Annotated in this window: 21 protein-coding genes and 2 pseudogenes; 15 read left to right on the forward strand and 8 right to left on the reverse strand. The window is 69.4% G+C overall.

Annotated elements, in window-relative coordinates; translation table 11 throughout:
* Positions 1-138 precede the first annotated feature (138 nt).
* Positions 139-306 carry a hypothetical protein gene (locus tag OG462_RS02155; RefSeq protein WP_406053938.1) on the forward strand — a complete coding sequence of 56 codons (168 nt, stop codon included), beginning with the start codon at positions 139-141 and terminating at the stop codon, positions 304-306.
* Positions 307-413: 107 nt separating this feature from the next.
* Here OG462_RS02155 and OG462_RS02160 read toward each other — a convergent pair whose 3' ends face one another.
* Entirely contained in the window at positions 414-2,441 is a 2,028-nt protein-coding gene (locus tag OG462_RS02160) for a M4 family metallopeptidase (RefSeq protein WP_406053940.1), read from the reverse strand.
* A gap of 2,337 nt (positions 2,442-4,778) precedes the next feature.
* Positions 4,779-5,504, reverse strand: a complete 726-nt coding sequence (locus OG462_RS02165) for a hypothetical protein (protein WP_406053942.1) — start codon at positions 5,502-5,504, stop codon at positions 4,779-4,781.
* 163 nt (positions 5,505-5,667) lie between these two features.
* Between OG462_RS02165 and OG462_RS02170 the strand changes: the two genes are divergently transcribed.
* On the forward strand, positions 5,668-5,997 hold the full coding sequence (locus OG462_RS02170) for a hypothetical protein (protein ID WP_406053944.1): 330 nt from the start codon (positions 5,668-5,670) through the stop codon (positions 5,995-5,997).
* Positions 5,998-6,752: 755 nt separating this feature from the next.
* Here OG462_RS02170 and OG462_RS02175 read toward each other — a convergent pair.
* The 4 genes and pseudogenes from OG462_RS02175 to OG462_RS02190 form a co-directional block, all read right to left on the reverse strand.
* The gene (locus OG462_RS02175) at positions 6,753-6,944 is read right to left on the reverse strand and encodes a hypothetical protein (protein ID WP_406053946.1); all 192 of its coding nucleotides are present in this window, start codon (positions 6,942-6,944) and stop codon (positions 6,753-6,755) included.
* Between the two features lie 251 nt (positions 6,945-7,195).
* Positions 7,196-7,663: a lamin tail domain-containing protein gene (locus OG462_RS02180; protein ID WP_406053947.1), complete on the reverse strand. Its 468-nt coding sequence runs from the start codon at positions 7,661-7,663 to the stop codon at positions 7,196-7,198.
* 461 nt (positions 7,664-8,124) lie between these two features.
* A pseudogene (locus OG462_RS02185) lies at positions 8,125-8,729 on the reverse strand (transposase).
* Entirely contained in the window at positions 8,615-9,175 is a 561-nt protein-coding gene (locus OG462_RS02190) for a winged helix-turn-helix domain-containing protein (protein WP_266977486.1), read from the reverse strand. Before OG462_RS02190 ends, OG462_RS02185 begins: the two are co-directional and overlap by 115 nt.
* A gap of 107 nt (positions 9,176-9,282) precedes the next feature.
* On the opposite strand from OG462_RS02190, the gene OG462_RS02195 reads away from it, so the two are divergent.
* Positions 9,283-9,840 (forward strand): transposase, encoded by a 558-nt coding sequence (locus OG462_RS02195; RefSeq protein WP_406053949.1) that lies wholly within the window; start codon positions 9,283-9,285, stop codon positions 9,838-9,840.
* 201 nt (positions 9,841-10,041) lie between these two features.
* Here the strand turns inward: OG462_RS02195 and OG462_RS02200 are convergent.
* Positions 10,042-10,332 (reverse strand): annotated as a pseudogene (locus tag OG462_RS02200) (helicase); the annotation flags it as partial.
* Positions 10,333-11,997: 1,665 nt separating this feature from the next.
* Between OG462_RS02200 and OG462_RS02205 the strand changes: the two are divergent.
* From OG462_RS02205 to OG462_RS02220, 4 genes are all read left to right on the forward strand, one after another.
* The gene (locus tag OG462_RS02205; RefSeq protein WP_406053951.1) at positions 11,998-12,267 is read left to right on the forward strand and encodes a DUF6296 family protein; all 270 of its coding nucleotides are present in this window, start codon (positions 11,998-12,000) and stop codon (positions 12,265-12,267) included.
* A gap of 339 nt (positions 12,268-12,606) precedes the next feature.
* Entirely contained in the window at positions 12,607-13,143 is a 537-nt protein-coding gene (locus OG462_RS02210; RefSeq protein ID WP_406053953.1) for a hypothetical protein, read from the forward strand.
* 502 nt (positions 13,144-13,645) lie between these two features.
* Positions 13,646-14,458 carry a hypothetical protein gene (locus OG462_RS02215; protein WP_406053955.1) on the forward strand — a complete coding sequence of 271 codons (813 nt, stop codon included), beginning with the start codon at positions 13,646-13,648 and terminating at the stop codon, positions 14,456-14,458.
* A gap of 106 nt (positions 14,459-14,564) precedes the next feature.
* Positions 14,565-14,807 carry a hypothetical protein gene (locus OG462_RS02220; protein ID WP_406053861.1) on the forward strand — a complete coding sequence of 81 codons (243 nt, stop codon included), beginning with the start codon at positions 14,565-14,567 and terminating at the stop codon, positions 14,805-14,807.
* Between the two features lie 10 nt (positions 14,808-14,817).
* On the opposite strand, the gene OG462_RS02225 is transcribed toward OG462_RS02220, so the two are convergent.
* Positions 14,818-16,020, reverse strand: a complete 1,203-nt coding sequence (locus OG462_RS02225) for an IS110 family transposase (RefSeq protein WP_406053863.1) — start codon at positions 16,018-16,020, stop codon at positions 14,818-14,820.
* Between the two features lie 325 nt (positions 16,021-16,345).
* Between OG462_RS02225 and OG462_RS02230 the strand changes: the two genes are divergently transcribed.
* The 8 genes from OG462_RS02230 to OG462_RS02265 all read left to right on the forward strand — a co-directional run bounded on the left by OG462_RS02230 (position 16,346) and on the right by OG462_RS02265 (position 26,024).
* Positions 16,346-16,570, forward strand: coding sequence for a hypothetical protein (locus OG462_RS02230; RefSeq protein ID WP_406053957.1), 225 nt, complete (start codon positions 16,346-16,348; stop codon positions 16,568-16,570).
* Positions 16,571-16,659: 89 nt separating this feature from the next.
* Positions 16,660-17,670 (forward strand): conjugal transfer protein, encoded by a 1,011-nt coding sequence (locus OG462_RS02235; RefSeq protein WP_406053959.1) that lies wholly within the window; start codon positions 16,660-16,662, stop codon positions 17,668-17,670.
* On the forward strand, positions 17,670-18,014 hold the full coding sequence (locus OG462_RS02240) for a hypothetical protein (protein WP_406053960.1): 345 nt from the start codon (positions 17,670-17,672) through the stop codon (positions 18,012-18,014). The genes OG462_RS02235 and OG462_RS02240 overlap by 1 nt, the downstream gene beginning before the upstream one ends.
* A complete protein-coding gene (locus OG462_RS02245; RefSeq protein WP_406053962.1) occupies positions 18,011-18,622 on the forward strand; it encodes a hypothetical protein in 612 nt (203 codons plus the stop codon). The genes OG462_RS02240 and OG462_RS02245 overlap by 4 nt, the downstream gene beginning before the upstream one ends.
* Positions 18,623-18,624: 2 nt before the next feature.
* Positions 18,625-21,189, forward strand: coding sequence for an ATP-binding protein (locus tag OG462_RS02250; protein WP_406066317.1), 2,565 nt, complete (start codon positions 18,625-18,627; stop codon positions 21,187-21,189).
* A 137-nt stretch (positions 21,190-21,326) separates the two neighbouring features.
* Positions 21,327-23,963, forward strand: coding sequence for a hypothetical protein (locus OG462_RS02255; protein WP_406053964.1), 2,637 nt, complete (start codon positions 21,327-21,329; stop codon positions 23,961-23,963).
* A complete protein-coding gene (locus tag OG462_RS02260; RefSeq protein WP_406053966.1) occupies positions 23,960-25,138 on the forward strand; it encodes an NlpC/P60 family protein in 1,179 nt (392 codons plus the stop codon). Before OG462_RS02255 ends, OG462_RS02260 begins: the two co-directional genes overlap by 4 nt.
* 601 nt (positions 25,139-25,739) lie before the next feature.
* Positions 25,740-26,024 carry a transposase gene (locus tag OG462_RS02265; RefSeq protein ID WP_406066319.1) on the forward strand — a complete coding sequence of 95 codons (285 nt, stop codon included), beginning with the start codon at positions 25,740-25,742 and terminating at the stop codon, positions 26,022-26,024.
* Positions 26,025-26,433: the final 409 nt, after the last annotated feature.

Raw genomic sequence — 26,433 nt, forward strand, 5'->3', positions numbered from 1 at the left:
CCCTGATCTCCGATGTCCGTCAAAGCGGATCAAGCCCAGATGCCGGGCCACGGAACCTCGACCGGCACCAGCCCCGACACCAACGGTTTCACCCAGGACAGCGACACAGGGAGCGACGGCGACCAGTGACTAGCACACGTGGTCGTCACCAGCCTGTACGACCCCATCGCCGACGTGGTGATCAGCGAGCTGCACGACCGGGATGTCCCGGTCGTGCAGCTCGACTGGCCGACAGGCCTCCCCCTCATGAGTTCCCTCGCTGTGGCGGGCAGGCGGCGCTGTTCGACATGTGCGTCGGCGGGCTGAGGTGTGCGGGGCGTCGTGTCCCGGACGGCCTCCGGCAGGTCAGCGCCCGCCCCGTCCCGGCGGGGCCCTGGGCGGCTCGGCCAGGCCGTTCCTTCAATACGGCTGTACTAGAAGGTGAGCTTCCAGCTGTTGATGTAGCCGGTGTCGAGGCGGGCCTTGTCCTGGACGCGGAGTTTCCAGGCGCCGTTGGCGACCTCGGAGGAGGCGTTGACGGTGTAGGTCTGGACGATGTTGTCGGCGCTGCCGCCGGTACGGTTGTGCAGGTTGTAGACCGAGCCGTCGGGGGCGATGAGGTCGACGACGAGGTCACCGCGCCAGGTGTGGACGATGTTCACACCGACGGAGAGGTTGCTCGGGGCGTTGCCGGTGACGCCCGTGACGTTGACCGTCGAGGTCACCGCGGCGCCGTTGTCCGGGATGGACACGTCGGCGGTGTTCTCGAAGACCTTGCCCGGCTGCGGCTCGCCGCCACCCGGGCGGGAACCGACGGCGATGGCGGCCCAGGCGTTCTCGACCGCGAGCACCTCGGGGCTGCCGGCGCCGTACAGCTCGGTGGCCACCGCGACGGTGCCCGTGCGGGCCCCGGCGTAGTTGGTGTTCGAGCTGAACTTGGTGGTGAGCGCCTTGAACCAGATCAGCGAGGCCTTGTCCCGGCCGATGCCGGTGACGGGCAGGCCGTCGGAGGTCGGCGAGTCGTAGTTCACGCCGTTGACGGTCTTGGCGCCGCTGCCCTCGGAGAGCAGGTAGTACCAGTGGTTCGCCGGGCCCGAGGAGTAGTGGACGTCGATGCCGCCGAGGCCCGAGTACCACGCGTCCTTGGACGAGCCGTCCTTGCTCGGCTTGTCCATGTAGCGCAGCGGGGTGCCGTTGCCGCGGATGTCGATCTTCTCGCCGACCAGGTAGTCGCCCGGGTCGTTGGCGTTGTTGGCGTAGAACTCGACGGCCGCCGCGAAGATGTCCGAGGTGGCCTCGTTGAGGCCGCCGGACTCGCCGCTGTAGACCAGGCCGGCGGTGTTGGAGGTGACGCCGTGCGTCATCTCGTGCGCGGCCACGTCGATGGAGGTGAGCGGCTTGGTGTTGCCCGCGCCGTCGCCGTACGTCATGCAGAAGCAGGAGTCCGACCAGAAGGCGTTGACGTACGCGTTGCCGTAGTGGACCCGGGAGTACGCGCCGACGCCGTCACCGCGGATACCGGTGCGGCCGTGCACGTTCTTGTAGTAGTCCCAGGTGAGCGCGGCGCCGTAGTGCGCGTCCGCGCCAGCGGTCTCCCTGTTGGAGGGGAGACCGTTGCCCCAGGTGTCGGTGGTGTTGCCGAACAGTGTGCCGGTGCCGAATGAACCGCCGTTGAGGTTGTACGTCCTGTGGTTGCCGCGGCCGGTGTCGGTCAGCGTGTACGAGGGCGCGGTGCCGAGCGTCACCTGGCCGCTGTACTGCGTGTTGCCGGTGCCGGTCTCGATGGCCTGCCACTCGAAGAGCTTCGCGCCGGTCTTCGCGTCCGTCACGACGTGCAGCTCGTTCGGGGTGCCGTCGTGCTGGAGGCCGCCGACGACGGTCTCGTACGCGAGGACGGGGGTGCCGTTGGCGGCCCAGACGACCTTGCGCGGGGCGCGGTCGGCCTTGGCCTTGTCCGAGCCGTCCGCCTGGGCGAGGCCGACGGCCTGCTTCTCGGCGGCGGCCGGGGCCACGGTGGCGGAGGTGGAGATGTTCTTCAGCTCCGCGCGGGTGGACTTGGTGACACCGGTGGTCGCGCCGGCCTTGGTCTCGGCGACGATCAGGTCGCCGCCCAGGACGGGCAGTCCGGCGTAGGTGCGCTCGTAACGCGTGTGGGTCGTGCCGTCGCGGTCCTGCACGACGTCACGGACGACCAGCTTCTCCTGGGCGCCGAGGCCGAGTTCCTTGGCCGTGGCGGCCTTGCCGGCGTCGGCCGCCTTGATGAGCGCGGTGCGCTCGGCGGGGGTGAGGTCGGCCGGGAGCTTGCCGGGGTTGGCCTGGCCGCCGGCTTGGGCCTTGGGCGCCGCGGTCCAGGAGGTGTTCGCCGCAGTGGCGGAGCCGGTCTGCACGCCGGCGGCGAGCATGGCGGCGGCAGCGATCAGAGCGCCGGTCGCGGTGGCACGACGGCTGGATATGGATCTCACGCGAACTCCTTTTGCGAGGGGGGTACCGGCCGACCGGACGGGGCTCGGCCGGGTGGCGCATGCAAAAGCAGTGGAGCGATCGAACGTTGGTGCGTTCGACATGCGAGATGCGGAGTAGACGAAGGGTGACAGCCGAGTACAGCCCCTGTCAGGACCGCGTCAACGACTTGGCTTGAAATCGCCCATCGCGCGGGGGTGTTGCGTCGCACGTACGACAGGTCCACCGCAGTGTGCCGACCTTGGCGGGATACACCGCCGGCGGCGTGGACTGGCGGTTCGGCTGCAGGGCCGACACTGAAGGGCATCTTTTCAGCGCACATGTGCAGCAGGAGCAACCGATGCAGACCGGCCGGGTGCTCGCCACGTACGTGCCGGCGCAGTCTTCGTACTCTCCGGTGCGCTCGGGCTCCTACCCCTCCAAGACCGCGCCATATGTGATGAGGTGTTCGTAGCAGCAGATGGTCACGGCAAGGCCGCGGAAGGCGGCCAGGCAGTCAGCGGGGCGGCACGCGTAGCGCGTGCTAGACCTCGGTATCCGGTCGCCCATGAGGCATCTCATGTATCGCTGCCGGGTCAAGGTTAGGCGCTCATGCGACCAGTGCGAAGTTGCCGGTGAAACTCGCTCAGGGTCGTAAAAGGGTGTGGTCTTGCAGGCAGTCGCAGAACGGCCGCAGAGTCCTGCTGAAGAGGCTACGCAGGGTGGGGTGTGGCGTTCACCTCCCTCTCGGCAGCGGTGCAGTGGGCCCGTGATGCCTGGGGCGGAAGGGCGGCGAAGGCCCACATGTAGCCAACCGGCGGCCAGTCTGCGGTTCTCGCCCCTGCGGGCGACCACGGCGTGACTCCCGCCGGAGGCGCGGTGCACCGGTGCAATGTCGGCCTTGAAGGTCTTGGTGAAGGCAGACGTGTGCAGTCGTCGCCTGCCTCGGCCGGCCCCTCACCAGCGATCTACGCAGCCCCGGGAGAAACCCCTCACACCGGACCGGCTCACCCCGGACGCGTCTGCCGCGGCTATCAGCGCTTCCTCAGGATCCTGGGCACTCCCGCGAAACCGCAGAATGCCACCCGGACCGGCCGCACCACCAGCCCCCCGCACCCCTCCACTCCGCCGACAAAAACCGCCACAAAAAGTCCCCCGGGCCGGAGGGCCGAGGGGAAACCTTGAACGCAAGCTTATGTGTCACGAGAGGACGCCGTTGCGCGGGCTCCCCGAGCACACCAGTACGCTATCGGGGATCCACATCGAACCGGTCAGCCCCCCTTGCCCACCCAGTCCCCGCCCACAGCCGCCTGCGCGGGCAGCGCTCCGAGCAGGCCAAGGGCAACGGATGCGACTCCTGCCAGCAGGCCGAGCCGGTAACGGCGTCCCTTGAACTTCGTTGACATGTAATTCCTCCGTGCTCGGGCTGACCTTCAAACGTGTTCAGTCTCCGGATGCGGTCCTGCGAGCAACCAGAGCAGTCACCACTCATGCGTGGCGCCATGACACGACTGGTGCCGACCGGCAAGACTCCGCACCCAGCCGGGGAGAGCTCTCCTGCGCCCCATCGGGGAAAGGCGCGGGCGAGTAACGGGCCGCCGGCCACGGTGAACGCGGCCGGCTGCGGTCAGGGTGTTCCTCGAGGCAGCGGCGGACCGTCGCGGCGGCCGGGTTCCTCCTCGCCCGGAGCGATGGGGCCGACGACAGCAAGGTGGTTCACAACCCGCCGGGCCAGAGCAGACCCGCTCGGCGGACCCTCTACACGCCAGGGCTGGCAGACCGCGGACGCCGCGGCCCCAGAGCCTCCGCGCAGGTCTTGTGCGACGGCACACCCTCCTCGTCTCGAAGGTTCGTGGCGACCGAGCAATACCGGCACGGTCGCTTCTCAGACGCCCAGTGCTCGCTCCCCCGCCAGTCCAGATGGAGCGGTGCAACAGCCCCATCCGGCCCTGACTGCCGAGGAATCGCAGGCGCTGCGGTCTCAGGGGGTGCAGGCGGCTGCGCAGGGGCGGGCGTCGCAGACGGCCACGCCCCGACCGGCCGGGACGGTGCAGAGGGCTGGATCGGAATCGAGCCCGTCGTCACGACGGGCTCGGTGGAGGGGACAGCTGCAGTCTGGTCGGACGGCCGACACGTCGGCGCGCGGTGGCTGGCGCCGGTGGGAAGCTCCCGCTCGTCCTCCGGATCGGCCGACGGCAACACCGGGCGACCGCTGTTGAGGTCCTCAAGCCGTTCCTGATCCGTGTCCGTCACCCAGAACCGCTGCACCTTCGACCCCAGGCTGTGCTCGACAGGAACGATCAGTCCAGCCGCCGTCTTGCGCACCAGGTCGTCGAAGAACACGTCCCTCGGCTTCGGCGTCACGTGCATCTCACACACCGCCGCTGCGTCTCCGGGCACCGGTACAGGGCGCGATGGTCACAACGCCAGAAGTCGAGCGCCCTGAACCCCGACACCACACGCAGGTCGCCCGACTTCGCGATCACCTCCGCCGGCAGGCTGTCGCTTCGCGTCCAGTGGGTGTCCCTCCGGCTCGCGTAGTCCGAGCGGTCGGTGTGCCACGCCGGCGTGATCCCATGCTTCGCCGCCTTCGCTGCTCGCGCCTTCACGCTACGCGGGCCTTCGACGCCGGCGGACGACAGCTGCACCTCCCACCCGAGCAGGCGCCCGCCCTCACCCTGAACCAGCGTGTCGGTCTGGATCCATGACCGAGGACCCACACTAGTGCGCACCTCACTGTCCGCACGGAAACCCGCGCTCTGCGCTGTACGGACGATCCGCTCCTGGTATGCCTTGTGCTCGTCCGACAGCGGTGCCCGATGGCGCGCCTCGTCCTCAGACCGCTCGTGCACAGCCTCCCTGCGCCCGTTCCGCTCCCGCAAGTACATCCACGCGACGGCGCCCGCCTTGCGGCACACGCCGCCGCACTGCAGACCGCGTTTGGGCAGCGGCACGTTTCTGAGCGCGTCGACCTGTGCCTCCTGGTAGAGCAGATCCCACAGCCCCGGGATGCTCTCGTGCCCGAGGTCATCCCGGGTCAGGTCCAGCTCGATGCCCCACTTCTCGTGCCAGACGATGTTCGCCAACGTACCCGCCTTCCGCCCGCGAAGAACTCCTGGCTCGAAGGTAAGGCCCGGCACTGACAATCCGGCAGACATTGGATCAGCCATATGAATCCGGACAACGCGTTCGCAGCGGAAGCCCTCGAAGCGACCCCGCAGTGTCAGTCCCGGATGACAGGATCCCGGCATGAGTGAGTGGGGGATCGCCCTGATCGCCGCTGGGTCGGCCATCTTGGGCAGCATCACGACGGGGTTCTTCGCGTGGAAGGCCGGCCACCGACAAGCCGCCGCCGCAGAGGCGCCCGGGCAGGCGCAGGCGGGCGCGCTGATATCGACCGTGCAAGCCACCCTCGACGGACAACGCCGCGTCCGCTCTGTCGACCGGCGGTATCAGGTCTGTGTGCAATACCTCAGCGCGGTGGACGAAGTGCGGAGTCGGCTATTCGACGGTGAGCCCGGGGACATCGCTACCTCCCTCACCACTCCGTTGTCCGAAGTGAGCTGCGCTGAGCCTTGACGGCCCACACCAGGTAGTCGACAGGGCATCGGAATACGTAGATTCGCTCCTGGCGTGGGCCGAGTCAGGAGACCGCAGGCACGACTCCGAGCTTGACCGCGGGGTCGCCCAGCGCCGTCACGCCTTCGTCCAGGAGGCACGAGCGGTGCTTGCTGACGCCCAGGGCGCACGGGATCAACCGACGTCGGCCGTCCCGCGCTCGTCTGACGAACCATGGGGCCCGCCATCAGCCGGTGACAGGCCCCACGTCGTCGCGGCGCTCACCGCGGGTGGTTGCCCGCGGCACAGCCGACTTCTCGACGCTCCACCAGACCCGATCCGATGGGCCAACCGTCGCCGGCCGCCGGGCTCATGCGTCAAGTGGATCCCCGACATGGACTCCCCCGACCGCATACACGCCGCCGCGTGTGCCACCGAGCTCGCCGACCCGGCCTGCGGTGTCCACAGGGACCTGGGCGAACGACGACCAGCGCCTCGCGGGCCACCGCTGACCTCGGATGCACATGCCGTTGACCGGTTCGTGCACGACTCTGGCGTACCCGACCGTCCCGGTGGCAGGGCGAAGGCACGCGGCCCCTCCGCACCGCTCACCCGCCGACCTGGCCGTCGGCCCTGCTCCGCGTCGCCCGCGGCAGTCATGGCCGCGCCTCCCTCCCGGCTCCCCACGGGAGGCCAGCGGCGCGGGGGGACACGATCAACACGAAGACATAGCAGTGCCCCACGCCGCCCTGAACGGGCCCGGTGGCACCCGCCTTTCAGTCGAGACCGATCGTGAAACGCCTCGCTCCCGGAGCGATCATGTATGCGTGAACCGAGCCACGAGCCCGGTCGTACTCCCCGGTGCCGCCGGCGATCCCTTTACCGAACGAAGAGGGAGGGCCTGGGATGAGATGGCCGAAGACCATCCCCTGCACCGAGAGCTGGCCGCCCGGGAAGGTGCAGGTCACGACGCACACCTCCGCTCCGCCGTTGTCGACCCGGGTGGTGGTGCAGGTACGAGAGGCGACGGTCCGCCCGGCCTTGGTCTTCCCGGCACCGGCGCCCCCTCACCACGCAGAGCATTTCCCCGACCCGGGCCTGCGCTGCCCATACGCGGTGGCCGGCCCGCGCACCGCTTTCGACGTACCCGGCCGACCACACGCCGGTGCCCCGTCTTCCGCCCGGGACGTGGCGGAGGAGGGGGCATCAACGGGAGGGGTCAGCGGCGGTGGTGGTGGCCCCAGGACTCGATGTCGACGGTGCGGCCGCGGTCGTCGCGCAGCGTCGCGGTGTCGGAGCGGTTGTCCCACACGTAGTTGCGGCGGTCCTGGAACAGGTCCGTGCGGGTGTCGCGGCCCTCACCGGTGTGGATGCGGACAGTGGCACGTCCGGCGAGACGGTAGTCGTTGAACTTGTAGCGGTGACCGTCCTCGTCCTTCAGGGTCCAGCCGTCAAGGTTGATCGCGTGGCGGGTGTTGTTGGTGATCTCGACCCACTCGGCGTTCAGCGACCGCACCGTGCGGTTGTCACGTCCGGGACTGTCGGCCTGGACGGCGCTGATCTCCACCTTCGGCGTCCGGTGACGGTCGCCGTCGTGGGCGGAGGCCGGCAGGGCGACGATCGAGACCATAGCGCCGGCTGCGAGAACGGTCGCGGCGATACGGCGGGCGGTCGAAGAAGCAGACATGGGCGATCCTCAAAAACAGTGCCCCACCAGCCGAAAGAAGCTGGTGAAAGCGGCGCAGGTCCCGGTCCGGTGCTGGGCCGAGGACCCGAACTCTGCCGCCCCGCCCACCCCGCCAGAGCGCCACACGGGGCCCGTTACCGGGTACGGACATTTCCGTAACCGACGGCTGTACCGGACACAGATACGCGGCAGACGTGGCCCTGACATTCACTGACAGCTACACCCACCCGCCCAATGATCAACCGCAAGCCCTTACACACTCCCCCGCACCACCGGTCGCAGCACCCGGCGCACTCCGCCAACCGCGTGACCAGCCCGGGTAACAGCCATTCTGCACATTTCTTCGCACATCCAGGCCGCCTCTCGCACGCCAGGGCGAGCATGGGCACCTGCGCGAGCGGCGCACGGCTGGCGGGCTGTGTTCTCAGTGGCGGCTCGTAGCGTCTACTGACGTCAGCTCGTCAGGGTGATAGTTGCTCGACGAGGGTCAAGCCGGTCCCCGCTATGAAGCCGTCGAGGGTGTGGGACCGGTATTGAAGGCGTTTGAGCCTGTTACGGACAAGGGCTTCGAGCTGGTCGAGGGCCATGACGGCGAGGTTGGCGAGGCTGCGTTTGACGTGGGCCCCCACTCGACGGGGTTGAGGTCGGGCGAGTAGGCGGGCAGCAGGAACACCGTCAGCCATGCCCGCTCGGCCACGAGGGCCTGCATCCTGCGGGACACGTGGGTGTTCAACCGGTCCCAGACCAGCACGATTGGTGCCCCGACCAGCTGGTGGACACCGTCGATCAGCGCGATGAAGTCCCGCTCGCCCATACTGCGACGGGCACTTTTCCCCGCGGGATGACTCCGCAGGCGGTGACACAGCCGGGTCCGGGAACCCGGCCGCATTGCAATCAGCCCGGCCACTGACAGCCGGCCCGAACGGCGGCCGCTGATGGTGACAACCGGGGTCACTCCGCGCCGGCCCCAGGTCCGTCCCCGCGGCGGCCTGCGGGTGAACCCGGCTTCGTCCTCGAAGCAGACGTAGCCCCCGCAGGCCGCCCTCGCCCTTTTACCTCCGCCCAGGTCGCCTCCTTCCATACGGCGACAGCCTGCTCATCGCGCTCCGCGACCCGCCGGGCGGGCACCTGCGGGCTGAAGCCCAGCCGGTGCATCAGCCGGGTCGCACCCGAGACGCTGTAGGAGACATGGAACTTCCTGCCGATCAGCGTGGCCACCCGCGAGGCGGTCCACACCTGGTCCTCCACCCAGCCATGCGCGGCCGGCCCCTGCTCCAGATACGCGGCCAGCTTCTCCAAAGACCGCGGGGACAGCCGGCACCGCGACCCGCTCGGACCACGGGAGGCCAGCGCCTGAACACCGCCATCCCGCCACAACTGGTGCCACTGATAAGCCGACTTCACACTCACCCGCAGCCGCCGTGCGACTTCCGACGGCTTGATCTGCTGCTCGAACAGTTCAGCCGCCTGCATCCGAACCGTCTCCCGACGCCGGCGCCCCGTCGGCGTCAGCCCGCCCCCATCTGCATATCTCACACCTCACGGATACAGCCACCCGCCTTCACCCGTCAGGGACTTCACACAGATTCACCCCGACGAGCTGAAGTCAGTAAGCAGAGGTGCGGGAGCACCCGCGCCCCACGCAACGCCGGGAGCGGCGGCGATCTGGACTGGACCCGCTGCGCGGTCGACTCGGTGAACATGCGGGCCTTGAAAAGGGGGACCGACAGGTCCGAATCCTGCCGACCGGGGCAAGTACGGCTCTGAAAATCCACTTGCTCACCGAGCGGACCGGTAAGCCCATCTCCGTCGGAGTCTCGGCGGCCAACCTGCACGACAGCCAGGCACTGATCCCTCTGGCCAAGAGGCATACCGCCGATCCGCTCCCGTCGCGGAGGCAGACGGCGCCAGCCGGCCAAGCTCCACGCCGACAAGGGTTACGACTGCCCCTACCTGCGGCGAGGGTTACGCGAGCGTGGCATCACCCACCGCATCGCCGCAGAGGAGTCGAGCCCTCACAACGACTGGGCCGCCGCAGACGGACCATCGAGCGCACCATGTCCTGGCTCGCCGGCTGCCGCCGACTCCACCGACGCTACGAACGCAAAGCAGAGCACTTCCTCGCCTTCACAGCCATCGCCTGTACCCTCATCTGCTACCGCAGACTCACCAAATGAGATGACGTCTACGGGGTTCCTCACCTCGAATGAGGCGTGGGCGTACTGAGCCAGCGCGGCCACGCCCCGCTCGAAGGCGCTCATAGGGGCAGTGGACGGCTCCGCGGGCACACCCCGGCGCCACCACGGGGCTGGCGGGACGACGCCGAGGCCCACCAGGCGTTCGCGCTGCCCCTCGTTCAGCGCCGCCCACACCCCCGGCGTCTGCTGCCGGACCAGCCACTTCCCCACGTCCATCCCGTGCACGGTGAACCCCGGCATCACCTGGTCCGGCCCCTCCTCGTCGCGTACAAGCCCGCGCAGCGCGGCGAAGTGCCGCTGCCACTGCGCCGGCCACGACAACCACTGCCCGATCGGCTTGTCCAGCATGGTCGCCGGTCCGAGGCACGCACAACGTCCAGTGAGGCGCGCACAACGCCAGTGCTGTTGGTAGTACGCCTTCGCGGCCTGATGGTTCTCCTGGAACCGCTCTTCGGCCAGCGACCAGACCATGCCGAGCTTCTCTAGCCGCTGGGCGCACCAGGCCGGTCATCTGTCCGGCCCCGCAGGCCTCTCAATAGGATCTTCATCGGCCTTCTAGGCATCAGCTACTCACGACGACTGCTCGCGGGCGCCCATAACCTCCCTTTTGTTGCACCTCGCGATCTTATGAGATCGACAGCAACTGGGCGAAATTTGCCAGCGGCAGTTTCTCCGGCTGCGTAAGTTTCAAATACTATCCATTAGGAGCTAATATGTCTGAGATTGATGCCCTGCAGACCCTTCCTGTTGATGCTGGCACGGAGACAGGATTCGTTTGCCGTGATCAGTACACTTGCGGTTGGATGTTTACGTGCAGCGCCACTGACGACGGCAAGTGTCAGAATTCGTGTTCCACTACGCAGTTCTGACGAGTTCCTCTAAAACGAACCAGGCTTGACTGGGTGTGAGGCAGCATTGTCGGCTTCGCGCGGCACGTGCCTCGCCAGGTGGCCTCCCGCACGGCCAGGCCGACCCCCGGGGCTCCTGCAAGGTCAGTGTGATCTTGCAAATGTGCTGGTCGGGTCAGGCGCCACCGGAAAGATCGAAGCTCCGTCGCTTGTCGCCGACGGAGCTTCGATGCGCTGTGAGGGCCTTGTCACGTTGTCGAGGGCGTGGTCTATGAGGGCAGGAAGAGGTCGTTGGCCGGCCTGTTGCTCAGGCCGTGGCGGGGCACTGTCACGTCATCAGACAACGTAACAGTGCTGCTGTAGGAGTGCTCCGGCGACATGGATGCGGCGCAGGCAGAGCTGATCAAGCGCGCCATTCCCGACGTGATGGCACTTCTTAAGGCCCAGATGCGGACGACAGCGCCGAGAAGGTCGAGAGGCAGGTCGTGGATCCGACGTTGGTGACGGTGATCGTGACGGGGGTGCTCTCACTCCCTGGGCTCTGTGCACGGCTGGGGTACAAGGCGGTCCGGGATCGGGCTGAGATGCGGCGCGCCGAACTCGCTCAGCAGGATCTCTCGGAGCGGGTCAGGCTGCTGCCGCCCGGGTAGTCGGCTCTCGGAGCGGTCCTCCGAGCATGCCGTGGAGATTCTGGTCGGCGGCGCTGACCCCGGCCGGAGAGAGGTGATTGTGACCGAGGTTCCAGCCCCCATCACGGCCACATGGCGGGGAGAGATCCCGAATCCGGACTGCCACGGCCAGACGCAGCCTCGGAATCAGGACGAGTTCGATGCCTTGTTGTACATCGGCGAGATGCGAAAAGTGACTGTCTTCCTGATGAACCTGGGAGCCAGTGTGCACGGCGCGGCTGACGCCGCGCACGAAGCGTTCCTGACATTGCTCCCGGACAAGTGGCGCGAGCTGGAGCACCCCCGGGCATGGCTCCGCACGGTCGCCTACCGCAAATACCTGGGGCAGGCAATGCGTCTCGAGAGGAGGGCGTACGGCATCCTCGCGGGGCGCATCCTGGTGGACGCGACAGGGCCGGGGGGGCTTTCCGGGGCAGGCGGCCGTGGGCCGGACGAGACGGAGCGGGGGGCGGTCGGTCGCCCGGGACGCTGTGGTCGACAGTCGGCCCGGTCTCGCGCCCGACCCTGGTGCGGCGGCGCGGCCTGGCACCACTCTAACCAGCGGGTTCTCGGTCGGTCGGCCGGGGGCGTAGCCGAGCCTGCGGCGTAAAATGAGCGGAATGAGCCCACTCCGATACGAGCTGGTGTTCTCCGACGACACGGGTTCGGCCCAGGACGTCGTGACCGTCGAGCGCACCTCTTCCAAAGGCCCCGGCGGCCATCCGGTCTACACCGACCCCACCGGCATCATCCGGGCGGAGATCAGCGACCACGACGAGGTCCGCGTCCTCGCCACAGGCGGGCACCAGGCTCCCGCCCAGCACGTCCTGGCCCGCCGAATCACCGACGCCGATCCCAAAGATCCCGGCCCCTCCAGCTCCGCGGCCTGACCGGTACGCGACCCGGCTCATCTGCCGGCGAGCGCACTCCGCGTTCGGGTACCGGCGCCTCACGATCCCCCACGGCGACGCGGCCAGAGGCTGCCAGGGCCGGGCGAACGAGCGACTCTCTCGTCTGCGCCCGCCACCAGGAGAACTACGCCCCTGGAACCACCCGAGCCTGCGCCGCCGCCTGCTGCGTCCCAGCCAGGCCCGGCTCCGGAACGTCAGCGAGGACGCCGAGTCCGGAATCGGGCCGTCAGACTCCGCACGTCGGATCCCGCCCTCGACCAGCGCCCGGCGGGCCTCTTCACGGCTGAGCGTCTCCAGTGGGGTGCGACAAGCCGACACATGCCCGAGTCCACCAGCGCCTTCGACCGCGACGTGTACGGCCCCGTCCTCCTCGTGCGGGCAACGTTGCTGGACCTGACCACCACCCTCGGGCAGCGGATCCGCGGCCGCGGATCGACCGCCCGCAAGCTCACCCTAGCCGTACTGTTCGCCGACGGCTCCACCACCGAACGCACCCTCGCCCTCCCGCAGCCCTCCGCTCACACCGACGACCTCAGAGTCAGCGTCTTCCGGAGCCTGGACTCGATGGCGTTCCAGCGCGCGGATCCGCCGCCTCGTCGTGACCGCCGAAGATCTCCGCCCCGCCGGCGAAGGCCCCGGCACACAGATCTCCCTGACCCCCGCCGCTCCCTCCGTCGACAGCGGGCACCCGCGCTCGGCTCGCAGCCGCGCTTCCTTCACTCATGCCGTCGCCCCCTGGTCGAGCGCGACCCGCTCGGCGGGCTCAAGTTGGCCGATGGGGCAACCAGGTTCGGGCACCGCCGGTGCCCGGGGCACTCCAAGCAGCGTCCCGCTCGTGAGGAAGGGCCCGGATGAACGGCGGACTCATGGGACGCCTCACGGAACACGAGCAGGGCGAGTGCGCAGACGCCGCTGCGGACCCTCGCTGGCGCCGTCCCCGCCGTCAGTGGCGTCCAGCCGAGCGAGACGCCCAGAGTGAGGGGCAGCCTCGCATCGCCGCATCCGAGACTCCCCGAGCGATCAGCTCGAAGCCGCCCCCTGGGGCGCTCCCCCAACGAAACCGGCGGTAGCCAGCCGCCGGGGTAGTTGTAGCGCGGAGCAGCAGCCGGGTCACGAGGCGGGTTCCCTGGCGGGTCGAGCAGTTCGGGTGAACGGCCGCTGATACGCGGAACCGGGGGACTCCTTTGCGCATCGGATGGTGACCCAGAGGACCGGGAGGGGTGACCCGGCTGGGGTTTGGGTCGGGTTGCCGGTCGGGCAACCTTTTGACCTGCAGTTTTATGGCTCTGGGTCACTTTCTGGGTCAGGGGCGCTGAGGACAGTCGACGACACGTCATCGAGGAAGTGGGGCCGTGTCGTGGACATCCGTGTCTTCAAGGGACTGAACGCCGAGTGGGCACTGGTGTGTGCTGAGCCGGGCTCGGGTGAGCGAGTGCGGGGCTGGCTGGAGCAGGCCGGCGTGCTGCGCCGGGGCGAGGGGCCTGCGGAGTTGGAGGAGCTGCTCGGCTGGATCGGCGTGCGGGACCGGCGGCTGGGCCGTGAGCACAGCGACCGGTGGATGGGGGTTCTTCTGGAGGAAGCCTCGGGCGAGGGCGCGGAGGCGCGGCTGGCGGCTCGGGTGGTCGTCCAGGCGATGTTGGACGGGGCGGTGCGGATGACGCTGTCGCTGCTGCGGCCCGGGCGGGACTTCGACGAGGTCGGGCAGGTCGTGGTGGTGAACCTGTACGGGGTGGTGCGCTCCTATCCGCTGCGCCGGAGTCAGAAGGTCGCCGCGAACGTGTTGTTGGAGACGCTGCACCGCGCGAGCCGGGAGCTGCGGGAGGACGACCCTCAGGGGCTGGAGTGGGATCCGGCGCTGGCGGAGCGTCCAGGTGCCGAGAACGTCGCGGAGGTCGCGTGCCGCAACGCCCTGGCGGAGCAGGCCGTGGCCGGTGGACTCGCGGACTCCCCCGAGGAGTTGGATCCGGCGCAGGCCGAGCTGGCCGAGCTGCTGCTGTGGGGGATGCGGAAGGGCTTGCTGACGCGGGCGCGGGCGCGCCAGATCGCGGGTGAGGTGTGTGAGGAGTCCCGGTTGGCCGCGGGGGTTTCGGCGGTGACGTGGCGCAAGCGGCGCAGCCGGAACGTTGCGCGGCTGCGGTCGGTCGCGGAGCAGTGGGTGAACGCGGCGTGAGGGTGGGCGGAGTGCTTTGTGCGGGGGGTGCCCCTATGTGTTTGGTCAAGGTCGAGGACCAGTAGGTTCGTGTGGTCGAGGGTGGGGCCGAGCCGTAGGGGTGTGCATGGGTGATAGCCAGGTCACGATCAAGCTCACGAGTGACGAGGCGCTGGTGTTGTCGGACTGGCTGGAGAAGCTGCAGATGACGGACCTGAGCCGGGTTGTCGACGACCCGGCGGTCTGGGCGCCGATCCATCGCATCGCGGGGACGCTGGCCAAGTCACTTCCTGGGCTGTTCGCGCCTGACTATGACCATGACTTGAGGCCGCTCGGCAGCGGCTTCGGCCGGAGGAGGACTGACCGGTGAGTCTGAACCGTCACCTGGCCCCTGCGGGTTGGGGTTCGTAGAAGGTTCCGTCGCGGAGCATCGCGAAGAGGACGTCGGCTCGTCGTCTGGCGAGGCAGAGCAGGGCCTGAGTGTGGTGCTTGCCCTGGCTGATTTTCTTGTCGTAGTAGGCCCGCGAGGTCGGGTCGCCAAGGGCAGCGAACGCGGAAAGGAAGAAGGCCCGTTTGAGCTGCTTGTTTCCTCTTCTGGATGGCTGTTCGCCGCGGATCGAGGAGCCCGAGCTCCGGGTGGCCGGGGCGAGGCCGGCGTAGGCGGCGAGGTGGCCGGCGGTCGGGAAGGTGCTGCCGTCGCCGACCTCGATCAGGATGCGGGCTCCGGTCCTGACGCCGATGCCTGGCATCGAGGTCAGGACTTTGGAAAGAGGGTGGTCCTCCAGGAGTTCCTCGATCCGCCCGGCCAAGAGTTTCCGCTGGTCAAGCACGGCCGTCAGCGAGCCGGCGAGGCTCGGGACGATCAGTGCGGCCGCCTCGGTCCCAGGGACCGTCACGGTCTGCTCGTCCAACGCGGCGAAGATCTCCTCGACCAGACGCTCGGCCGTCCTCGGCGCCTTCGGCCGCAGCAGGGTGACCAGCCGCCGACGGCCGGCCTTGCGTATCTGTGCCGGTGATCCGAACCGTTCCAGCAGCGTGAGGACGGCCGGGTGCTGCAATCGCGGCCCCAGCACCCGTTCCAGCGACGGATGGATCTGGGTGAGCAAGCCGTGCAGCCGGTTCGCGACCCGGGTCGCCTCGCCGGCCAGGTCGTCGTCGAAGCCCACGATCATCTCCAGCTCGGCGATCGTCTCGTCCTCGCCGTCGATAGCCCGCAGCGTGTGCGGCATCGCGCGGGCCGCGTCCGCGATGATGAACGCGTCCCGCGCGTCGGTCTTCGCCTCGCCCGGGTAGAGGTCGGCGATCCGCCGCATCGTCAATCCAGGCAGGTAGGCGACCGGACAGCCCATGTCGCGGGCAACGGCCAGCGGCAGAGCGCCGATCGAGGCCGGCTGGTCGACCACGACCAACACCGTTCCGTGCTTGGCCTTCAGCTTCGCGAACAGCTCGCGAAGCTTGGGTTCGGTGTTGGGTAGCCGCTTGTCGAACGCCTTCTTCCCGGCCGGCGTGACGGCGGTGGCGTGGTGTTCGCCCTTGCCGACGTCCAGGCCGAGGAAGACGTCGATGTCGCCGGTATCGATCACGTGCAGGCCCCTCCATCACGCTTTCGTCCGGCCTTGCCAGGGCACCGAGCTGCCACATCCACGTTACGGAGAGCTCTTCCGGCTTGGGTGAAGCCGGTGCTCAAGCCCCTCATTAGCGGTCTGTCGATGCCTCCGGGCCCGGTGACACCACCCCCCGGATCATGAACAACAAGGGGGGGAAGTCATGCCGGACCCGAAGGCCGGAGGCCCCATTGCGGAGCCACGAAAAAGGTAACGGGGGGGGTCACGTTCGGGCCGGGGCGGCTCCTTGCGGGGGTGGTACGGCGGATCGGCCGCCGGTGAGCCGGTATGGGAGGAGTCGGCTGTGGTGGAAAGGGATGAGGCGGTGCTGGTACGGGCCCGCCGTCGGCTGGTGGAGCTGGCCTCGCTGCTGGAGGTCGCGCCGTTCTCGGCGGACACGGAGGAGGCGATGCGCTGCTATCTGCGGGATGAGGCTCCGAGTGCGCGTGAGGCGTTTGCCCGGTGGGCGGAGTTGCCGGCGCAGTCCCGGCGAACGCGGGCCGCGCTGCTGAGGGAGGGCCCGTCGTGAGGCGCCGGAGGGACGACTCGGTCCGTGGTCGTGGAGGTGTGGATGGACGGTCCGGTCCTCGGGGCGGGCGTCGGTCGGAGGAGGGTTCGGTGGTGCTGCCCGGGGAGGTCGGCGGGTGGGCGCTGGGTTCCCTGGGTGCTGCGGCGAACGCGGTGACGGTCGTGCGGCGCGCGGCGTGGGTGCTGCTGCTGGCAGGGCCGGCGCTGGGGGCGTGGGCGCTGCTGTCGCAGCCGGAGGTGGTGGTGAGTAGGGCCGTGCCGGAGCGGGGTGCAGTCGCTGCCGCGGATACGTCGGCTTCCGGTCCAGGTGGGTTTGCGGAGTTGTTCGTGCACGCGTATCTGGAGGCCGGGGAGGGGACGGAGGGTTCGCTCGAGGGTTTCTTGCCGGGCGCGGAGTCGGTGGTGGTCCTGGCCGGCCCCGGGAGCCAGGTGGTGGAGCAGGTCGCGGCGGTGCGGGTGCGTGCGGTCTCGGACGGCTACTGGGCGGTGACGGTCGCCGCTCGTGTCCGCCTGGTCAAGTCCGCCGCCGTGAAGCCTGCCGTGCAGGAGGGGGCCGATGCGGGGGCGGGGGTGGCGGTGTTGCGGTACTTCCGGGTGCCGGTGCGGTCCGGGCCCGCGGGGGCGCTCGCGGCGGTTTCTCTGCCTGCGGAGGTGGGTGCGCCGCCTGCCGGGAAGGCACCCGCGCTCGGGTACGGGCAGGGGGTGGAGCCTAGCCAGGCGGATGCCGGGGTGCGGACGCTCGGAGGGTTCTTCTCTTCGTATCTGGCCGGCGAGGGCGAGCTGGACCGGTACATGTCGCCGGGCAGCGCGCTGGCGTCGGTCGTGCCTGTGCCGTACGCGTCGGTGGCGTTGGTGCGGATCGCGGAGTACGGGACGAACGCGCCGGGGGCTGCGTTCTCCGAGGGTGCGGAGATCGCGGATGGCACCCGGCGGCGGCTGCTGGTGGACGTCGCGGCGGTTGATCCCGTGGGCGTCGAGCGGCCGCTGACGTATGCGGTGGCGATGAAGGCGCGGGATGGGCGGTGGGAGGTGGAGGCCGTCGAGGCGGCTCCGCTCCTCGCGCCGGCTGGTTCTGGTGTGGCGAAGGAAGGACGGAACTGATGGGGAACTGGGTGGTGCTGGCGGATGCGCTCACCGACGTCGACCGGCTGGGGGTGCGGATTAGGGATGTGCTGACCGGCACGGTGATGTCCGTGATGCTGGTGGTCTCGGTGGTCGTCACGTGGAGGCAGTCGAAGTCGGTGCTGGCTGCGGCCGGGGCCTTTCTGGGGGCGGCGGCGCTGTGGTTCGCAGTGATGAACGCGATCGTGTTCCGCGACAGCATCGGGCAGACCATCAAGCCGGGCGGGGGTGCTGTGCCGCCGGTGACCGAGGGGCGGGGGCCGGGCGTCGTCCGGGTCGTCGACCCGGCGGCTGGTTCAGGGCCTGACGGTGAGGCGCAGTGAGCGGGGAAGCAGCGTCGGCTGAGGACGAGGTGCTGGTCGGCCGGTGCTACACCAAGGCGCGTCGGCATCCGCTGATGATCGGAAAGTGGCCGGGGGGCCGGCAGTCGATCTGGGGCGGCCCGTACACGGTGCCGCAGGTGATCGTGATCGCCGTGGTGTTCGGGGTCTTGATGCTGACGCGCTCGGTGTGGGCGCACTTCGGGCTGGTGAACCTGGTGATCGCGGTCGGTGTGCCGTACGTGTTGTCGCTGGTGGTGCGTCATGTCCACGTCGACGGGCGGAATCCGCTTCTGGTCGCGGTGAGTGCGGGCGGGACTGTGATGGCGCCGGTCGGGGGGCGGCTCGGGGGGCGGCCCGTGAAGTCGCTGGGCCCCGGCCGGAGCCTGGTGGGGGTGTGCAGTGTGACCTGGCCTGCAACGCCTCGGCCGCAGGCTCGTCGTGTGGTCGACGGGCGGGTGGACCGGCAGGTGGCGCGTTCGGTCGGGGAGGTCTTTTCTTCGGGGTCGCGGGCCGGTCGGCCGGTGTCGGCGGCTGCGGGTCTTCTTGCGTTGCGTCAAAAGCGCGCCGCCCAAGAGGTGCCTGCGGATGGGTGGGGGTGTGGGCGGTGAGGATGCCGGTCCGGCATGTGGCCGGGAACGTCATGTGGACGACGCAGGGGACGGTCTGGGCGGTCTTCCGGGTGGAGGGCGCTGATACGGCTCATGCCTCGCGGCGGGCCAGGCAGCAGCGTCTGGGGTATCTGGAAGCGCTGGTGAAGCAGTTGCGTGGGGAGTCGATGCTGCTGAGCCTGTGCCCGGCGGTGGACCCGGCGTCGGTGGTGGCCAGGATGTGCGCGGACATCGACCTGGGGGCGTCGCCGCGCTACCGCAAGAGTGTTGAAGTGCTGCGGGGCCAGTTGGGGCAGTTGGAGCTGACGGGACGGTCGGACTGGCTGGCTCTTCCCCTGCCGATGCAGCGGGCGGAGTCGGCGCGCGAGGTGTTCACGGCCGCGCGCGCGGGGTTCGCCTTGTCGCTGGGGCTGCTTCCCCGGCCCGTTTCCGCAGGTGAGGAGGAGCTGCGTCTGGGGCAGGCGGAGCGTCTGGCGTCGATGTGGCCGTCCGGGATCGGTGTGCGTGCCGCGTCGACGGCGGAGGTGCTGTGGATCTATGGGCACAGCGCGCGCCGCGGTCTGGTCGAGCCGGCCTTGCCCGGTGGTGGGGAGGGTGAGCGTCGGATGCGGGGGCGTGGGCGGGGGGCGGCCGCGCTCGGGCAGGTGGTCCTCGCCGAGGGCGGCCACCTTCTTGCCGGGCAGGACCAGGACAGTGATAGGGCCGGCCGTCGCGGGACGAAGAAGCCAGGGAATCCGTTCGCGCGGCGGTGGCTGGAGGTGACGACCGAGTGGGGGCCGTCGTACCAGGCGATGCTGGCGCTCGCCGAGATGCCCGAGGCGTTCGCGTTTCCTGGCTCGGAGTATCTGGGCCGGCTCGATGAGTTCTCCTTCCCGGTGGACTGGGTGGTGCGTCTGAACGTGGCGGGCGGCGCGGAGGCGGAGGCCAAGAGCCGGCGCCAGGCGAGGGAGCTGGCCAACCAGTATCAGGAGTACGGCGGGGAGACGGCGGGGGTGCCGGCCAGCGTCGGCAAGGCGGCGTCGGGCCTGGATGAGTTCCGTGAGCGTCTGACGTCCTCCAAGGCGGAGGTGGAGGTGCGGGCGATGACCGCGCTGTGCGTGTGGGGCGGCACACCGCAGGAGGCGGAGCGTCGGGCGGGTGAGCTGGCTGGGCATTTCGCCGGCGGCGAGTACACCTTCGTCCGGCCGCGCGGTGAGCAGGAGAGCCTCTGGTACGGGATGCTGCCCGGCGCCCGTACGCCGTCGGTGATGGCCCAGTACGCGCAGTACCTCCTTGCGCGTGACTTCGCGATGGCCGGCCCGTTCACCGGCAGCGCGCTGGGGGATGAGACCGGCCCTTTGTACGGGCTGCAGCTGGCCGGCGGCGGTGTGCGGCCGGTGCTGTGTGACTGGTCGCGCGGCCCGAGGGAGAACACTTCGGCGGCGGCCGCGTGGGTGGGTGAGCTGGGCAGCGGCAAGTCGGTGGGGATGAAGGGCGCCATGTACTCGGTGCTCGCCGCCGGGCGGCGCCTTCGCGGTGTGAGGCGGGGGCGGGCCGTGGTGGTGGACCGGACCGAGCAGCAGGAATGGGTGCGCTTCGCCGAGGCCTGCCCCGGCGAGAGCGAGATCATCACGATCGACGACCAGGCGCGGATCTCCCTGGACCCGCTGCGGATCTTCACCAAGGCCTCGGAGGCACAGCGGTTCACCGAGTCGTTCCTCACGCTGCTCCTGGGACTGGCGCCGATGAGCGAAGAAGGCATCGCCCTGTCGGAGGCGATCGAGGCGGCTCTTCAGGAGCCAAGTCCTTCGATGCGGGTCCTGGTCGAGGAGCTCGCCAACCGGGGCGCGGGCGGCGATACGTTCGCGGCGATGGCGGCGCGCCGGCTCGCGGCAGTACGCCGCAAGGACCTCGCCCGCGCAGTGTTCGACGAGTCTCTGCCGGTCGTGCGCAACTCGGCTGCAGACAGTGTGGTCTTCGCCGTGGCGTCTCTGGCTCTGCCGTCGAAGAGCGAGCTTGAGGCGGGACGTCTGGACAAGCTGCAGTTCGAGAAGACCTTCGGGCGTGCGGTGATGTATCTGATCGCCGCGCTGTGCCGGAAGATCGTCTACGCGCAGCCGGATGAGTTCGCGGTCGTGGTGTGGGACGAGTGCTGGTGGCTCACTTCCTCCCCTGAGGGGCTGGACCTGGCGATCGAGCTGGTCAAGGACGGCCGCAAGCACAACGCGGGCGCCTGGTTCGGCGGGCACGACGAGGACGACATCGGTCCCGCCTCCAGCGACAAGGGCCAGATCCTGCGCGGGCTGATCCCGCGCAAGTTCCTCTTCCGGCACACCAACCGGAACCTCGCCCGGCGAGGCCTGGCGTTCCTGGGCTGCAACCCCGAGGACGAAGACCTCCTGAACGTGGTCACCACCGGTCTGTCCCCCAACCGGCCGGACATGAACGACGCGGAGCGCGCCGCGCGGGCCGGCGAGTGCCTGCACCGCGATCTGACCGGCCGGATCGGCGCCATGCAGGTCGTCATCCCCGCCGACCAGGCCGCCGCCGACAACATTCATTCCCAGCCCGTCCGGCAGGCGGCCTGATGCCCCGGCAGCAGGCCCTCGTGCAGAGCGCAGCGCGGCTGAGCACGGGTATCAGGGGCCATGCCACCGCGGCGGCACGGTGGGCGCGGCCGGGCCGGGCGGTGCTGGCCGCGGTGATCCTTCTCATGCTCGCCAGCGTGTCGTCACTGACCCTGGCCGCTGTAGCCACGGCCGCCCCGAAACCGACACCGTCCCCAACGGCACCCCAACAACTGGCGCCTCCGGTCAACCCGGACAACCCGCTCGCGCCTGCCCCCGTCCTCACTCCGCCCAAGAACGGCACCACTCTGGAGGAGATCGGCCAGGAAGCGGAGAAGAACGCAGCCGCCGAGCGGAAGGCGAAAGAGAAGAAGGCCAGGGAGGACTGGGACAAGGAGGTGGACAACTACCTCAAGACCCAGGCCTCCCAGGGCGGTGTGCTGTCTGCGTTCGAGGTCACCGACCGCAACAACATCCCTGTCTCCGCCTACCGGGTCTATGCCGACACCGGCGACTGGAACGACTGGGACCTCAAGGTCGAACACTTCCTCGTCGAGATGATGTTCCTCTGCAACAAGTGGGGCGTCTCCTTCGCCTGCTTCCTGCTCACCTGGGCGCTGTCGTTCTCCCTGGCCGGCCTGCTGCTCAAGCCCGCGCTGACGGTCTCGACGTCGCTGTACGGCGGGGTGGTCATGCAGCTGGGTCTGCCCGCGCTGTTCCTCACGTTCTCGGCCGTGGTGGCGTCCTGGCACCTGCTGTTCGGCAACCGGGCGCGGGGCTGGGGCGAGATGGCGGCTGCGATGGTCATCTCCGCGCTCGCCGTCGGCGCGCTCGCCTCGCCTCCCCAGTTGCTGCTGTCCAAGGATCACGGCGCGGTCGCCACGGTCCGCGACCTGGCGGTGGAGACCGCCGCGCTCGTCCTGGACAAGGAGGCCATCGACGCCGGCAGCACCGCCACTACAACAGCCGGCAGCACGTGGGAGAGGGCCGGGCAGGGAGCGACGGTCGGGCAGCGGGTGCGCAGTTCGGCCGGCTCGATCGCCCGGCCCATTACCGATGCCCTGGTCGACGCGTTCGTCGCACGCCCGGCGATGATGCTCTCCTACGGGCGGACCTTCGAGGACCCGAAGAACGGCCGCGGCCCGAAGTGCGGCACCCTGTTCCGCCAGTCCCGTATCTCCCAGGCCGTCTTCGACCAGAAGATCGACGAGATCCTGGCCGCCGACAACAGGTACGTCCAGGACGTTCCCTTCATCGGCGGCCCTCTCAGCGACCTCGTGGACGCCTCCACTCAGCCGGCTGAGACCGTCGTCCGCGAGAAGCTCGCCGCCAAGGGGCCGTTGAAGGAGTTCGAGGCCGCGTGCGTCAAGGACGGTGCCGCGTCGGCGAAGAAGGCCAGCATGGAGAAGGTCGGCGGCGCCTTCTTCATGGTCATCGCCGCGTTCCTGACCTGCTTCTTCATGATCGCGCTGACGTTCGGCTTCCTCTTTGCGCAACTGCAGATCGCCCTCGAGGCGATGATCGCGAAGGTCGCGCTGGCTTTCGGTGTCCTGCCCGGGCCCGGGCGCGGCTGGCTCTGGGACCGTGCGACCGCCATCGCCCGAGCCCTGGCCCTCCTTATCGTCTCCGTCACCGCCATCGCGGTGTTCGTCGTCGTCGTCAACGCCGTCCTCAACGCCTCCGACACCGACATCCCCGGCGGCATCACCATCCGCTTCGTCGTCCTGGACTGCGTCGGCGGCGGCGCCTTCGTCTACCGCAAGCGCCTGATCCGCGCCACCCGCGGTCTGACCATGCGGGCCCGGGCCCGGGTCGGCAGCAGCGTGGCCGGCGGGGCGGCCACTGCGTCCTCGCTCGGTCAGCCCAACCGCGGCGGCAAGGGCAGGAAGCTGCTGATGGGCGGGCTCATGATCGGCGCGCTCGCTGCGACCGGCGGCACCAGCGCGGCCGTCGGCATCGGCCGAGTGGGTACGGGGCGTGTGGCCGCGCGTCTGGGTGGCGGGGCCCTGCACGGTGCCGGGCGTGCTGTGGCCGGGACGGCGAACTTCGCCGGCCGCACCGCCCTCGCCGGCGCCAAGGGCGCGGTGAAGACCACCGCGTTCGCGTTGAAGGCGACCGCGGGGCTCCCGGTGTACGGGCCGCGTGCAGCCCGCCGGGTCGGCGCCGCGGCCACGGCCCTGCCCGACCGGGTTGCCTCCATGACCGGCAACACGGTTCAGGGCATGCAGGAGACCGTCCAGGCAGTACATCAAAGCGTCGTGGCACCAGTTGCGGACTTCAGCGGGGAGTACACCCACAATCTGCGCTCGCTCGGCCGGATCGTGACCGGCCGGGGCGGACTGGGCCGCTACAACGCCCCGCGCAGGCCCGGCCCCTACCCGGCCGCATCGCCTGCACGGCGCCCACGTCCGACACCCCGCCCGCGCACTCCTGCTCCTGTGCCTCCCGTGCCTGCCGTACCTGCTGTGCCGACCGTGCCTGCGGTACGTCGGCGTCCGGCGCCGCCACGGGCCGTACAGCCTCCGGCCGGACCGGCCCAGGCCATGCTCCGGCAACGGCTGCACCGCCTTCAGGCCCAACCGCCCCGGCCCATATCTCGCTCGCAGCCTCCGCAGACGCCGCCCCCGGCTGCCCCGCCCACCGCACAGACGCCGGCCCCGCCCCTTCCGCAGACGCCGCCTCCAGCTCCCCCGCAGACGCCACCCCCGGCGCAGACTCCTCCACGGGCCGCGCCTCGCCCCGCCCGGAAGGCTCCGCCGGTAAGGCCGACGCCGCGCCGGCCGGGCCGGCCATGAGCGCGTCAACGAAGACGGCGCTGACCGTCGGTGCGGTCGTGCTCGCCCCGCTGCCGTTCGTCGTCGGACTGCTCGTCCTGTTCATCGCCGCCGTGGCCAGCGGGGCGACCGGCCACGAGAAGGAGAGTGGAAGCTCCGCTCAGGGGCCAGCAGGCGCGACTCCGTCCAGCGTCCCCGGGATCGGCCCGGTCGTCCTCAGCGCCTACGTCAAGGCCGCGCACACCGTCACCACGCTCCGGCCGAAGTGCGCGGGGATGCGCTGGTCCGTCATCGCAGGCATCGGCAAAGTCGAATCCCGCCACGCCGCCGCACGCCAAATCGCGGCGAACGGCGACGTGACGCCCAGGATCTACGGCGTGCGGCTCAACGGGTCAGGGACCGGCGGCAACACCAGCGTCCACAGCGACACCGACGGCGGCGCCCTGGACGGCGACCCCCTGTACGACCGGGCGGTGGGACCCATGCAGTTCATCCCCTCCACCTGGCAGGGCCCCTCCGGACAGGACGGCAACGGCGACACCGTCAAAGACCCCCACAACGCCTTCGACGCGGCCCAGGCCACCGCCGTCTACCTCTGCGGTACAGGGAGCAGCAACCTCACCGACGACGCGCAGCTCCGCAAGGCGGTGCTCCGCTACAACCAGTCCGGGGCGTACGCGGACGAAGTCATCGCGCACGTTCACACCTACGACCAGCTCACCACTTCCGGCTCCAACCCGGCCAGTACGTCACCGGGCGGCACGGCATTCCACGACGGCCTCGCCAACTGGCCCTCTTCTGTTAAGAACCCTCGCTCGACAGCGGGGGCGATCGGCTGGGCACTCCAGGAGGCCGCCGGCGGAGGCCGGGACTGGTACCGGGCCTGTCTCGCGTTCGTCGCCCGCACCTACGGCTGGTCCTACTCCGGCGTCCAGTACGCCGTCGACCACTACCGGCAGATGCCCGCCGCCATGCGCCACGACCGCAACCGCACTCCCCCACCCGGAGCACTGATGTACTGGGACACCGGCCAGCGAGCCGGTCACGTCGCGCTCTACCTCGGAGACGGGAAGATCGCCTCCAACGACATCCGCCGCAAGGGCTATATCGACGTCGTCAACGCCACCGACATCGAAACCGTGTGGGGCGCCACGTACCTCGGCTGGGCCCCGCCGTACTTCCCCAAGGGAGGATGAGACGTCCGATCCCGCCATACCCACGGTCCTGAACGAGGCCGGGCCGTGCTCATGCCGTCAGTTCAGGCATTTCAAGTCCCGTCACAAACGCCGAGAGCCGGCCTCAAGTGAACCGACAGCACCATCTGCTGGAAACACCGCCGAGCCGCGCGGCCGGGCAATCGAATCCGCCCACGTCTCGCCAGCAGCACACCCATCATGATCAAGGAGTGTTGCGCCGGGCGTCAGAACCAGAGATGACCGGTCGTGGCTGACACTCGACGTGTTCGGCACCATCGCGATCCGTGGTAATCGGGTGACTGTCCTCGGGACTGGTCAAGGAGGACGACACCAGAGGGCTACGCCCTCCTCGACGATCCCGTCTGCGCGGCATTGACTGACCGGTCGCTCCATTCAGTGACTGAACACGGTGGCCACCGCGCCGAGCGCTGGGTCCTGCAGGCAGGCCAGTCAGGGACTGTCATGAATTAGGTGGGTTCCTTCCTCGAAGGAGTCATCTGATGGGTACGCCGACGGGTCACACGATCGGGTTGCTGGAGGAACTGGCCGCGCTCGCGGCGGAGGAGACCGCGGCAGGCAGTCTCCGCCTGATGGGCAAGGCATTCTCCCGGAACTCGCGCAGCACCTCATGCAGGCCGCGCTCGAATCAGAGGCGGGCCTTCATCTGGCCGATGAACCGGTGATCGCTGGCGGTCGAGGTTCGCGTTCGGGCAACAATATGCGCAATGGATACCAGGCGAAGAAGGTGATGACCGAGGCCAGTCCGGCCGTCATGAACGTTCCGCGTGACCGGCGCGGCACCTTCCGTCCCGGACTGCTGCCGCAATACGCCCGGCGGACCGGCACCATCGACGAAATAGTTCCTTCTCTGACAGGGAACAACTGACGCCCGGGGAGATCGTCGCCCACCTCTCCGGTCCGGGGCACGGAGAACCGCTCGAGAACACGCTCAAGCTGGGGGCCGTCGCCGTAGTGCCCAGGCGTCAGGACGGGAGCGAGAGGCCAGCATCGTCCGTCGGCTGTGATGTGGACTTTGGTGGTGAATCCTCCTCGGGAGCATCCCAGGCACTCGCCGATCTGGCCACCTCCTCCAACTCCGGGCTGTCAGCTTTCGCAGCACCGGACCGGCCCGGTTCGTCCCCACACGTTCCCCCTTTTACCCGGGGGCTGCCGCACTGCGGCGGCCCCCGGGCAGCGGAGTGGGAACGGCGGATCGAAACCGCGGCGGAAGCAGACGGGGCCTGTCGGCTACAAGAAGCGCGCAACGCGGCAGCCGCAATCGCTGAAGAGACCCG

Origin of the sequence: Streptomyces sp. NBC_01077 (assembly GCF_045162855.1) — a bacterium.
Classification (GTDB): domain Bacteria; phylum Actinomycetota; class Actinomycetes; order Streptomycetales; family Streptomycetaceae; genus Streptomyces.